Origin of the sequence: Pseudoalteromonas sp. SG45-5, assembly GCF_014164085.1 — a bacterium.
GTDB lineage: Bacteria > Pseudomonadota > Gammaproteobacteria > Enterobacterales > Alteromonadaceae > Pseudoalteromonas > Pseudoalteromonas aliena.
On record NZ_JACJEM010000082.1, the window covers coordinates 1 to 13176 of the forward strand.

The 13176-nt window shown below is 39.3% G+C and carries 7 protein-coding genes; 3 read left to right on the plus strand and 4 right to left on the minus strand.

Annotated elements, in window-relative coordinates:
• Positions 1 to 340 precede the first annotated feature (340 nt).
• Positions 341 to 583, plus strand: coding sequence for a hypothetical protein (locus H5119_RS18855; RefSeq protein ID WP_182703326.1), 243 nt, complete (start codon positions 341 to 343; stop codon positions 581 to 583).
• 306 nt (positions 584 to 889) lie between these two features.
• Here H5119_RS18855 and topA read toward each other — a convergent pair whose 3' ends face one another.
• Positions 890 to 3598: a type I DNA topoisomerase gene (topA, locus tag H5119_RS18860; RefSeq protein ID WP_077537820.1), complete on the minus strand. Its 2709-nt coding sequence runs from the start codon at positions 3596 to 3598 to the stop codon at positions 890 to 892.
• A gap of 259 nt (positions 3599 to 3857) precedes the next feature.
• Positions 3858 to 6872, minus strand: a complete 3015-nt coding sequence (locus H5119_RS18865; RefSeq protein WP_182703327.1) for a hypothetical protein — start codon at positions 6870 to 6872, stop codon at positions 3858 to 3860.
• A gap of 192 nt (positions 6873 to 7064) precedes the next feature.
• Between H5119_RS18865 and H5119_RS18870 the strand changes: the two genes are divergently transcribed.
• A complete protein-coding gene (locus H5119_RS18870) occupies positions 7065 to 8396 on the plus strand; it encodes a dicarboxylate/amino acid:cation symporter (protein ID WP_077537818.1) in 1332 nt (443 codons plus the stop codon).
• Positions 8397 to 8468: 72 nt separating this feature from the next.
• On the opposite strand, the gene sohB is transcribed toward H5119_RS18870, so the two are convergent.
• Both sohB and H5119_RS18880 read right to left on the minus strand, forming a co-directional pair.
• A complete protein-coding gene (sohB, locus tag H5119_RS18875) occupies positions 8469 to 9485 on the minus strand; it encodes a protease SohB (RefSeq protein ID WP_182703328.1) in 1017 nt (338 codons plus the stop codon).
• A gap of 100 nt (positions 9486 to 9585) precedes the next feature.
• The gene (locus H5119_RS18880) at positions 9586 to 12012 is read right to left on the minus strand and encodes a VolA/Pla-1 family phospholipase (protein ID WP_182703329.1); all 2427 of its coding nucleotides are present in this window, start codon (positions 12010 to 12012) and stop codon (positions 9586 to 9588) included.
• Positions 12013 to 12218: 206 nt separating this feature from the next.
• Here H5119_RS18880 and H5119_RS18885 point away from each other — a divergent pair, with 206 nt between their 5' ends.
• A complete protein-coding gene (locus H5119_RS18885; RefSeq protein WP_182703330.1) occupies positions 12219 to 12965 on the plus strand; it encodes a YciK family oxidoreductase in 747 nt (248 codons plus the stop codon).
• Positions 12966 to 13176: the final 211 nt, after the last annotated feature.

Here is a 13176-nt window from a genome sequence, read left to right on the forward strand (position 1 = left end):
TATCTCGAGCAGCTATTTTCAGCGCTAACTACGTTGAATTTACTTGCAATAGGCCAGCTATTGACGCGTAAGTTCGCCTTGTTTTCACTGAAAATCTCTGGCTAGAGAAAAATAAATTTAAATATTATTATGATTCAATATATTAGTAAATATCTTAACCAGAGTTCAGGTTATGTATAAATCACTCATCCTCACGATAAAAATATTTCGTTTTCTTTTATCTCAAATTCGATTAAAAATCAACTTACCAACAGAACTGTTCTGGATTGGGCACTATTGTCTTACGCTTAACGAGAGAAAGCGTATTGCGATCGTCATACCATTTTTTAGGAATAAACGAATGAACAAAGCATTACTAGCATTAATCGTAGCGCCTTTATTTGCAGTATCTGCAACTTACGCAGTGGCAGACGACACCCCAACAGCTTCAGCCGAAATGATAAAAGAATACACAGAAATGTGCGTTAACTGGGCTAAAGATGACGACGTAAGCAATACAGAACTTAACGCCTACGTATTAAAATGTGTAAATGATGAACTTGAATCTGAAGGCTACAAAAAAGTATCGTCTGTAAAAATTTAATAATATTCATACCAATCTGCTTATATACGTGGTCTATTTAACGATAAGAAAATCGCGCTAGAACTAGGCAAAAATTTTTGTATCTAGTTGTTCTAAATAAAAAATTTTTAACAACGTTATAGAGTGATTTAATTCGATAAATTGTTCAAATATTTATGCAGGTTGGTATTATATGTACGGCTAACAAAGCCATTGCGAAGTACATATAAATAGATAAAAAAAACCGGAATCGACACAAGCTGTGCGTTCCGGTTTTTTTATAGCTTTTTAAAACCTATAAAAAGTCATGAATAAGCGATAACGTGCTTATTCATCTTCTTTTTTAGCTTTCGCTTTAACCTTTGCTTTAGCAGGGGCTTTTTTAGCAGCTGGCTTCTTTTTTGGTGCTGCTTTTTTCTTTGCTTCTTCTACCCATTTACCCGCTTCATAATGTGCAGTCCAGCCAGTTGCTTTACCGTCAACTTCAGTCATTACATATTGGGACTTATTTTTACGGCTATAACGAACAACCGCTAAGTTGCCATCAGGATCCTGTGCTGGTGCATCGGCTAAATAATAAAATTTAGGTGAAATACGGTCTCTAAAGCGCTTTAATTCCTCAACCTTTGGTGCACGCGTTTCACGTGACTTAGGAAAAGTATTGGCCGCTAAAAATATACCTGCTGCGCCATCACGTAATACAAAATACGCTTCAGACTTTTCACATTCAAGCTCTTTTATATGTACAGGGTCTTCTTTTGGCGGCGCTGCTTCACCACTTTTCAGTAGTTTACGCGTATTTTTACACTCTTCATTATTACAACCAAAGTACTTACCAAAACGACCAGATTTTAGCTCCATGTCAGCACCACATTTATCGCATTCGATAATTGGACCGTCATAGCCTTTAATTTTAAAGGTGCCTTCTTCAACAACGTGGCCTTTACAAGCTGGGTTATTACCACAAACATGTAATTTACGTGTTTCATCGATTAAGTACGAGTCCATTGCTGTCTCGCAAATTGGACAACGCTTCATCTGCATTAATGTTTCGGTTTCAACATCTTCAACATCTGCTGCTACGGCTTCATCACCTGACACTAAGTTCATTGTTGTAGTACAACGCTCTTTAGGCGGTAGACTATAACCCGTACAACCTAAAAATACGCCTGTTGATGCCGTACGTATACCCATTTTGCGGCTACATGTTGGGCATTCAATATCCGTTTCAACCATTTCATTGAGGCGCATACCGCCTTGCTCTGGTTCATCTTTTGCGACTGTTAATTGCGTTGAGAAATCAGCATAAAATTTATCAAGTACTTCGGTCCAAACGCGCTCGCCTTCTGCGATATCATCTAGTCGACCTTCCATTTTAGCGGTAAAGTCAAAATTCATTAAATCTGTGAAGTTTTCAACTAGACGATCGGTAACAATTTCACCCATTTTCTCAGCGAAGAAACGACGATTTTCGACGCGCACATAACCACGGTCTTGAATCGTTGAAATAATAGATGCATACGTAGAAGGACGACCAATACCACGTTTTTCAAGCTCTTTTACTAAACTCGCTTCACTAAAACGCGCAGGTGGTTTTGTAAAATGCTGTTTAGGATCAAGTTCAACAAGGGTCAGGGTTTCGCCTAGTGTAACGGGTGGTAATGACTGATCTTCTTCGTTCTTTTTACGAATTGCAGGTTGAACTTTAGTCCAACCATCAAAGCGTAATACACGACCCTTTGCTTTAAGCTGAAAATCGTTTGCTGCAACGGTCAAAGTAGTTAAATCGTACTCTGCTGGTACCATTTGACATGCAACAAATTGACGCCAAATAAGCTCATAAAGCTTTTTAGCATCGGCATCTACGCCTTCAATATGGCCAGAAAGTACGGCTACACTCGATGGGCGAATAGCTTCATGCGCCTCTTGTGCGTTGCCTTTTGAGCTGTAATTAATTGGATCTTTTGGTAAGTATTTTTCACCAAATTGTTCTGTTACATATTCACGGCACATTGCAACTGCATCTTTTGATAGATTAGTTGAATCGGTACGCATATACGTAATATAACCGCCTTCGTACAAGCGCTGTGCTAGCATCATGGTTTTCTTAACACCATAACCTAAGCGTGTGCTCGCCGCTTGTTGCATTGTTGAAGTGATCAGAGGCGCACTTGGGCGGCTCTTACTTGGTTTTTCTTCAATATTAACAACTTTGTATTCGGCATTCTCAAGGCTTTTAACCGCTGCGCTAGCCTGAGCTTCATTTACTGGCTTAAATGGCTTGTCAGCTTGTTTAGTTACTTCTAAACGCAACTCAGACTCACTATTTTTAACATCAGCATGAATATCCCAGAATTCTTCTGGGATAAACGCTTTAATTTCACGTTCGCGCTCAACCAATAAACGCACTGCAACTGACTGAACTCGACCTGCTGAAAGTCCACGAGCAACCTTTGCCCACAGTAACGGTGACACCATAAAGCCAACCACACGATCTAAAAAACGACGCGTTTGTTGCGCATAAACCATATCGGTATTTAGCTCGCCCGGTGTCTCAAATGCTTGCTGAATCGCATTTTTTGTAATTTCGTTGAAAACTACACGCTTATACTTTGCAGGCTCTCCGCCAATGATTTCTTGAAGGTGCCAAGCAATTGCTTCCCCTTCTCTATCCAAATCCGTTGCGAGATATATTTGGTCTGCATTTTCTGCCAGCTTTTGTAATTCTTGAACAACTTTTTCTTTACCAGGCAGTATTTCGTAATGCGGCTCCCAGCCTTGATCAGGGTCAATCCCCATTCTCGCGACTAAATTAGTATAATCTCGTTGCTTTTTATACGCTGCTTTTTCTTCTGGTTCCATTTTACGAACTTCAGCAGGCGTTTTAGTTGCCGGCACTTTATTTTTGCTCGAACCTGAAGTAGGTAAATCTCGTACGTGTCCAATACTAGACTTTACGATGAAATCGTTACCTAAATATTTATTAATTGTTTTAGCCTTAGCAGGTGACTCTACAATTACTAGCGATTTGCCCATAGTTGCCTATTTCTAACCAAATATTAAAAATGTGTTTACCGCTATAAGCGGCGCGAATATTTATAGGTATATCTACAAACACTAGTTGTTACAAGCTTTTAATACAAACTTTTCAGTATTTACTGAATAAACAAACAATTTCTGTTGTTAATTTAAACAAACAGGTGTTTTTATGATAATTGCTGTGGAATATATAGAACACAAACAAAAATGCCAACCTTTCGGTTGGCATTTTTACAAATAAAGCAATTATAAACCTTTAACCATCGTCTCTAATAGTCAGTGTCGATGGTGTTTGCACACCTTTAGGCGTTTCAAATGAAACCGTTAATAAGCCCGTAATTGCATCATTTGGATCTGTTTCTCGACTAATAGTAAGCTGCTCTGAGTGTGCTTTAGTCGAATCACTTTCAAGCATAGTTAGACTGCCACGACCATCGTATTTACCATTTTTTGTCGATATTGATACCGTAGTTCCTGAGGGAATAGGGTTATTATATCTATCTGAATAGTAAATGCTAAACGATAAACTCGCTAATTGATTAGTTGCACTGCCTGAACTTAAGTCAATTAAATTAACATCACAAAATTGATTATTGTCTGATTTTTCAAGCTGCAGGACTACAATCCCACTATTTGTACCATTTGCAGCAACTTCTGAATAAATACTCTCACAATTATCAATTTTACTTGTAAGCAACGGGTTTGGTAATTGCTGTTTAATGTGATCTTTAGCAACTACAAAACGACTATAAACAGTACTGCCCGATAATATAATTTGAAATGATTCACGCACATCGAGTAAATCTTTTGTACATAGGCTTGCAAAGGTTGCATTAGCAGGTGGATTAGTTGCCGCTTCTGTACATAATAGGCCATTGTACTTACCATCAGCTAAAGTATGCATACCATTTGAGTCAATATCAAAGCTCTCTTCAAAATGACCGCCATTCGTCTTTTTAGGGCTACATGGATCATTTGTATCACCCTCTTTACAAAACTCGGCTGCTTTTTTTACAGTTGCTGTGACCGGGTCATAAATACCCGCTAATCCGTCGTATATCCCATTTTCATTATGATCGACAAACGCTTCAGGTAAATCGTAGCCACTGTAGTACTCATTGGTATCGAAACGGCCATTACCATTAATATCAATAAATGATTCTTGCCCTTTCGCTGTCGCAACAACGGTTACACGCCCACCTAAAGGAACTCCATTGTTAACATCGTCTGCTGCGTTAGTGATCCCATTCATACAAGGCGCAGCTGCATTGAAATACAGATCACAATTAATAGTATTTGTTTTAGGATTTATAGAACTGATTTGATTTCCCCATTTAGCCTCTGTAAATGGTTTCGGATTTTGGTTGCGCCATTGTGCCGTGCATGCACCATCCACTGTATTACATTCCAGTTGTGGATTAAAAGTAGTTCCATCTAGTGTGCCAACGGCACCGCCTTCAGTGGTTAGATAAACAGTGGTACCGTCGGGTACTGGATTGTTAAAGTGATCGGCTAGAAAAATTGAGATTTCATTAGTGTCACCAATATAATCAAGTGCTTCAATATTAATACTCGTTGCACCTGCGGTAAAACTATTCCCATCAGGAAGACCTGAACTAATTGAGACTAAATCAGAGACAGTTACAACTTGTTCATCAAGTGAAACTAAAGAAAGCTCCCCAATAGGACACGAAACACTATCATTTCTTTGTGACGCATCTTTTTTACACTCTAAGTAAACGTCTTGCCAACAAGTCACATCATTATTTTGATTTGCTGGAATTTGACTCTGAGGGATATAACAAGCCTGTACTCGCACTGCCATAGGGACAAATCCTGAGTTTACTTGCACGCGGGCCAAACCTTGTGCATCAGTAAATACACTATTATGCGATAGGCTTATACCACCATTTGTTGAACTTAAACGAAAATCCATTCTATTACTGACAACCGGTTTTCCGATTCTGTCTTTTAATTTAAACGTGATTTCAGATGTTTCAGAGCGCGATTGTCCGCCAGTCCCTTTAAGTGCAATTACATTTTGTGTTGCACTCATAAATTCAATGGACTCAACCTCAGCAATTGATACCGGAATGTTAACCGATTTAACGACAGGTGTGCCACCGGTAAGCACGGTTGCAGTCACGGTGTCGCCGAGTGAGGCGCTACAACCATTGGTACGATAAGTGGCCGTTGCAATTCCACTGATGCTTTTTGCGTTTGCATCCAAAATTGACAAACCCGCTTGGGTACAACTAGAACTAAATTGCACATCAAGTGTTGATACTACTCGCTGTCCATTGCTATCTAATATTTCAACGCTAATAACGGTTGTCGCACCAGCGGCTAATGGCTGGTATTCATTTGCTATAGGGTTACCATTGGCATCTAATTTGTTAAATAAACCATTACTAATATTAACTTGCAGCTCAGCAGTCGAGATTTCAAATGCTTTTTGACTCGATGTTGATTTTGATGTTGCTGTAATTTCACCGGCGCCACTGTTCGCACCAGGTTGTAATTTCAAAATTGCAAAGCCAAAATTGTCTGTTAGTGCTTTACCAGAGACAGGTAACAAACTTCCCAAATCAGTCGTAATATCACTGATCACACCAACAAAACCATCACCCGAGCTCGTATCGGTTACTTTAACTAACACATCAATCAGTTCATCTGACGAAAATTGATTAACCGATTTACAGCCAGAAGCAACATAGCTTTGCTCGAGCGATACTGTGTTTCTATCGCTGTCCCAACCGTCATTACATCCTTGTAATAGCTTAATATCTACTGCAACTACGGCCGCTTCACTTGACGCATCATCACCACTGGATATAAAGCCCAGCGTTTTTGTAATGGTTTGATCATCAGTTACATACGTTGCGACCACTTCGCCCGCACCTTTAAAATTACCGCTGCTTAAGCTCACAGTTGCTTCACCTTGATTATTGGTAAGCGCCGTGCCAAGTTCTGGGGTTATTTTCCCTGTGAATTTTGTGGTGAACGTAATGAGTTTGTCAGTAAGTGCTACAGCGTTATTTGTGAGTGTTGCTGTCACAACGCCTTTGTTATCTTTACTCACAGGGTTCGAATCAGAAAATGCAGCCCCTGTTTGATCTAAAATAGTCAGCTGTAAAGCAAGTGAGCTGCTCGTATCTGTGCCGTCGGTGCCACCACCAACCGTGCCACTTTTTTCAAGTGTTCCGCCGCCGCCACAAGCCATAAGAAAAAAGCTAAGTAATGTAATACTGAGCAGTCGCGTTAAAGGCATTTACCTCTCCCTAGTGTAGTTAATATTTGCTAAACGTCATTTACCTAATATTAACCTATAAGTTAGTTTAAAATCTCCGTTTTTTATTACTTTTTTATATAAAATAATTTTCAATAAATACTAATTTTTTCTGTATAAATATTTATAGACTGGTAGTCTATGGCAAAATTTATTTAAAGTAGATTAGGGTATATGTCAAAAATCCGTTCAATGAGTTTAACCACCCGCATCATGATAGGCATGGGCCTCGGCGTTATAGTAGGCTTTATATTTCAGGCTATTTTAGCTGGTGAAGACGATTATCTAATCCCACTTGGATTATTCTCTTTGCCAATTAAAGCCTTTTTTGTAGATGGTATTTTTCACGTAGGTGGACAAATATTCATTGCCAGCTTAAAAATGTTGGTTGTTCCCTTGGTCTTTGTTTCACTAGTGTGTGGAACCTGTAGCCTTAGCGATCCAAAAAAGTTAGGTCGTTTAGGCGGTAAATCAATTAGCCTTTATTTATTAACCACTGCAATTGCTATAACCGTTGCTATATCACTGGCATTGTTATTTAATCCAGGTGAAGGGATCAGCCTTCCCTCTCAAGCAAGCTATGATGCAAAAGAAGCTCCTACACTTGCAAGAGTTATCATTGACATGTTCCCAACGAATCCATTTGAAGCAATGGCTAAAGGTAATATGTTACAGGTAATTGTGTTTGCTTTATTATTTGGTATTGCTATGGCGTTAAGCGGCCAAGCTGGTAAACGAGTAACGGCCGTATTTGAAGATTTAAACACTGTAATCTTAAAATTAGTCACATTATTAATGAACATTGCACCTTACGGTGTATTTTTCTTAATGGCTAAGCTTTTTACTACTATAGAATTGGATCTAATTGTAAGCTTAGCAAAATACTTTTTTGTTGTTGTTTTAGCCCTACTGTTACATGCATTTGTAAATTACACGCTTTTACTAAAACTTCTCACAGGACTAAGCCCTGCTATTTTCTTGGCAAAAATGAAACATACGTGCTTATTTGCGTTTAGTACATCAAGCTCTAGTGCAACCATGCCTATTACACTTGAAACCGCCACTAAAAAGCTAGGCGCTAGCAATTCTGTCGCCTCTTTCACTATTCCTTTAGGTGCTACCATTAACATGGACGGCACCGCTATTATGCAAGGTGTTGCAACCGTATTTATTGCGCAAGTATTTAGTGTTGATTTAACTATTTCTGATTATTTAATGGTTATTCTAACAGCTACGCTTGCTTCTGTAGGCACTGCAGGTGTGCCTGGTGTTGGTTTAATTATGCTCGCAATGGTGCTTAACCAAGTTGGTTTACCGGTTGAAGGTATCGCTATTATAATTGGTGTAGATAGATTGCTTGACATGACCCGTACTGCGGTAAATGTAACGGGCGATTGTATGGTGACTTGTGTTGTGGCTAAATCTGAAGGAGAGTTGGATGAGAGTATTTTCAATGACCCTAATGCCGCAAAAGATTTAGAAGATTACCATAAATCAATTGACTAACTAATTAGTCAATTGATTTAAAAAAAACCTTGATGTGATAAATCAAGGTTTTTTTTCGTTCATAATATAAGTTTAAGGGTTAATTGACTTAAACTTTGAGAGCAGGTTTACCCCCACTTTATTTATTCCACTACTTAAACCAAGTGCTAACTTATCACTCAGCCCTTTTTTAACTTTGTATTTAATTTTATATATTTGGCGTTCATGTTGCTGATCTAATAAGGCATCGTCGCTTGTTTTTATTACGTCGACCAAGCCTTTTTCAATGGCCTGAGTTGCAAACCAATGCTCACCAGTAGCGACTAAACTCATGTCTAAACTAGGACGTTGCGTACTCACAAATGTTTTGAATAAGTCATGTGTTTGCTCAATTTCTTCACGAAATTTTTCACGGGCTTTATCCGTATTCTCACCAAATAATGTCAATGTGCGTTTAAATTCACCTGCGGTTATTTGTTCAAATTCCACGTCATTTTTCTTTAATATTTTATTAAAGTTAGGAATTTGTGCAATAACACCGATTGAGCCAACAATGGCAAACGGAGCTGCGAGTATTTCATCTGCAACACATGCCATCATGTAACCACCACTAGCAGCCACTTTATCAATTGAAACACTCAAAGGAATGCCCGCATTCTTAATACGTTGTAATTGAGAAGCAGCAAGGCCATAGCCATGCACTACGCCACCACCACTTTCTAAACGAATAAGAACTTTGTCTTTACTAGGCTCAGCAATAGAAATAATTGCAGTTATTTCTTCTCTTAAGCTTTCCACTTCGTGAGCATCCATACTTCCTACAAAATCAATAACATATAAACGAGGTTTAGGCTCTTCTTTATCGGCTAATTTACTTTGTGATTTTAGCTGCTTGTGGTGTGCCTTAAGTTCTTTTTTACCAAGCGTATTTTGTAAAAAACTTTCTTTGAGTTCGACTAATTGCTCTGATATATCATCTATTTGTATCTCACCTTTTTTAGCTTTCGGCTTAACAGCAGCACCTACTATCAACATTAAAATAATCGCGATAGCAATAACAAAAGTAACTGTTTTAGCAAAAAACAAACCGTATTCGTATAAAAATTCCAACTGGTTTCTCCATTAATAAATTTCAGCTAATTTAGCATGCTTTAAGACAAAAAAAAGCCACTTTGCAGTGGCTTTGAAAGGTTAATTTTTTTGCTGGTTATTAATCATTCACAACATCGCTGTTTGTTACTACCAACATACGACCGCGAGCGGCGAGGTAGGTTGCAACTTGTAGCTGCATCTCGGCATTAGCCGCTGCACTTCCTTGAGCATCAGCACCGGCTTCTTCATTTGGTGCTGGTGTAAGAATTGAACCGTGGTGCCCTTTGGTAAACTTAACTAAATAGCTAGAAGGCGTTGCACTTAGCGCTTGCGATGTACTTACCGTTTCTAAGCCCATAAAGTTTGCTAGCGGAAGGCTGCCTGCAATTGGGTTAATCGTTGTGGTAGGCGGAATAACTTGATCCGCTTTATTATTAACACCATCACCCACAACAACATTCATATAAATCGGTGTTTCGAGTGTTTTTACAGCTGCAGCATAATTAGTCGGATCACCACTATCGAGCGTTGTTTGTGCTGCAAAAGCAAATTTAGTCATCACACCTTGAATATTTGCAAGCTTACTTGTTTCTCCTGCGACGGTAAGCGCAGTAACATATTCTTTAAAAGCACATGAAGTAAAGGCTCTACTATAATCTGCTACTCCACAGTTAGAGATAGCTGGACCTTGTGTAAATGCGCCAAATTCAGCAGACTCCGTAGTGCCTGAAGATAAAAGAACAGAGCCTTGTACAAATGGGCCAAATGCGCCCGATTCTAGTAAGAAACTAGCAACGCCACCGCCGCCGCTTGCTAATGCAACAGTATTAACCTTGAACAGTGGGTCAATCGATTCAGCCATTGGGCTGTTAGCTTGAGCAATAAATGCCGGCGCAACAATAGACCCTAGTGAATGCCCGATGTAGGTAACATCTTTACTATTGATAGTCGCATCGTTGATAAAGTTCAAGCCCAGACGCAAACCTAATAAATCGGCAGCTGATTGACGTAAGCTATCACGTGCAACAAGCAATGAGCTTAAGTTCATGTAACTCAGTACTGAGTCTGTTGTCGCATTAAAGTCATCTTTTCCATCGCCATCAACATCAATACCACGCTCACCATGTCGAGGGTGGTCAATAGCGACCGTTGCAAACCCCTGAATTGAAAGCTGAGCAGTTAACGCCAGCATGCTTTCTTTTTGCGTAGTGATACCATGTTGCATAATAACAACAGGCCAACCATTTTCAGGCATTTCGATAGCAGGTAGCTGTAGTTGTGCACGTACACCATTAATTATAGGTAAAATAGGCTTAGTTACTTGCACTGGCACATTGGCCATGCTTTGCATTTTTGGAATGGTATTATATTTGGTTAAATGACGCGTGCTATCTAGACCTAAATCACGCAGTTTGCCACCACTTAATGCGGCACATGTGCCATCATTCACGCTAATTGGTTCGGCTGGGAAAGCATCACCTGCCTGTGCTTTATACCCGGATACTACGACTGCGTTGTCACACATACCTTGCCAATATGTATCGTTTAAATCGCTGATCGCTGAGCCTGTTGGAGTCCCTAAGTACATAGGTAACATGATGCTACCTTTTTGGTATTGAACACCTGAAAAAGCAGTAGAAACCTCTACTCCTTGGTTTTTGAATACATCTTGAACATTTACCATTGGTTGAGCTGGTACTTGTATAGCAGGTGTTGGCATGCTTGGTTGTTGTAGACTTACCGCTAGCAGTTGCTTGATTGTACCAAGTACTGGTCCCGCTGATTGCATTGTCATTGCAGCAGAAAAAATAATCTCATCTTTAGTAATATTACCTGAGCTCACCACTACATTTTCGTAACTATTTACTGCACCTTGCAACGCAAGTTGTGCGGCGGTAACGAGTGGCACTTCTTGTTTGACTAACCCATAAGTAGAAGATGGCTCTATTGAGCGCCCTAATGAATCTTTTAGTTCAGTCGTTAGTACATTGATATATGAGCTTCCCGCTTTAAATGGTTTTAAAGGGATAATCGCTACCGCATCACCCGATGCTTTCGTGATGAAGTCAACACCAAAGGTGAGTTCACCAACGAGTTTACATGCCGTTCCTGCTGGGGCTTGACCACATTCCTCATCGGTTAAACTTGCACCCATAATCACTTCAAAAATACGAACTGAGCCTGGTGTACCCGCTGATGCTTCGTCTAAGCTTATTGAAGATGGAAACGTTAAATCTATCTTAAAAGGAACTTGCGTAGACCAGCCATCGAGTGCACCTATTGCAAATTGTGGATTTGCATATTCTGCACGAGTGATAGACACACCCGCTGAGTTAAGCTCATCTGGGATATTAAGGGTTCCATCTCGGGTACCACTCATTAATAAATCATTTGGTACAGAAATAACTCCCTTTGCAGGATCAAACTTTACCGTAGCTGTAGGAATAACAGGGGCTGTATCATTTTTAACATCTTTTAGCGTTTCTCCACCGCCACAACCTGCTAATGCAGCTGTAACCGAGAGTGAAAGTAGCATTTTTTTCATATTATTGGCTCCGCACATATTTTATTTTTATAGTGTGTTTTATCAGTGTATTAGGTTAAAACAATGTAATCAGATTATTAATGAGACATTAGACCAGTTAAACTTAACGTAAAGTTTCTATTTTCGCCACCTAATTTTACAATAAATTCGATTACTTCACGTTTTGCTATGTTAAAATTAAAAAAATTATATAGATTGGTACTTTTATGCACACATATCAAGCAACTGAAAATGCACTTAAAGACAAAGTTATTTTGATCACAGGCGCCGGTGATGGCATTGGACGCGTCGCGGCAATTACCTATGCTAAATACGGCGCGACTGTTATTTTATTAGGGAAAACAACTAATAAACTTGAATGTGTTTACGATGAAATTGTTAATGCGGGTTATCCTAAACCAGCAATTGTGCCTATGGATTTAAAAGGTGCTACAAAACAAAACTACCGTGACCTTGCAGCAACGATTGAATCTCAATTTGGTCGCCTTGATGGGCTACTTAACAATGCAGGCATTTTAGGATCGCTCGGCCCACTTGAACATTTTTGTTCATCAACGTTTGAAAACATTATGAAAGTAAACGTGACTGCACAAGCGATGATCACTAAAGCCTTATTTCCTGTACTTCGTAAATCTGAAAGTGCATCAATAGTGTTTACATCATCTGGTGTTGGCCGTAAAGGCCGTGAGTTTTGGGGCCCTTATGCCATCTCAAAGTTTGCAGTGGAAGGTATGATGCAAACATGGGCGTGCGAAGTCGGTAAAACAAACATACGCGTAAACTGTATTAACCCAGGTGCTACGCGCACTTCTATGCGTGCTGCTGCATATCCAGGTGAAGATAGAGACGCGCTTGCTACACCAGAAGATTTAATGCCTACCTATTTATATCTAATGAGTAACGATTCTAGTGAAGTGAATGGCGAATCGTTAGATGCTCAGGTAAAAAAATAACTCAGCCTAAGACCTGTGTTATTTAAAAGCACATTAAAAAAGCCGCAATTAGCGGCTTTTTTGTGTTAAATAAATAACTAATTGATTATTTAACCTGAACTCTGGTTAAGAGATTTACTAACATATTGAATCATGGTGATATTTAAATTTATTTTCTCTAGCCAAAGATTTTCAGTGAAAACAAGGCGAATTTACGCGTCAATAGCTGGCC

Coding starts and splice junctions, on each gene's coding strand:
- H5119_RS18880 (WP_182703329.1), bottom strand. CDS start 12,012: ATGAAAAAAATGCTACTTTCACTCTCGGTTACAGCTGCATTAGCAGGT.
- H5119_RS18870 (WP_077537818.1), top strand. CDS start 7,065: ATGTCAAAAATCCGTTCAATGAGTTTAACCACCCGCATCATGATAGGC.
- H5119_RS18885 (WP_182703330.1), top strand. CDS start 12,219: ATGCACACATATCAAGCAACTGAAAATGCACTTAAAGACAAAGTTATT.
- H5119_RS18855 (WP_182703326.1), top strand. CDS start 341: ATGAACAAAGCATTACTAGCATTAATCGTAGCGCCTTTATTTGCAGTA.
- H5119_RS18865 (WP_182703327.1), bottom strand. CDS start 6,872: ATGCCTTTAACGCGACTGCTCAGTATTACATTACTTAGCTTTTTTCTT.
- topA (WP_077537820.1), bottom strand. CDS start 3,598: ATGGGCAAATCGCTAGTAATTGTAGAGTCACCTGCTAAGGCTAAAACA.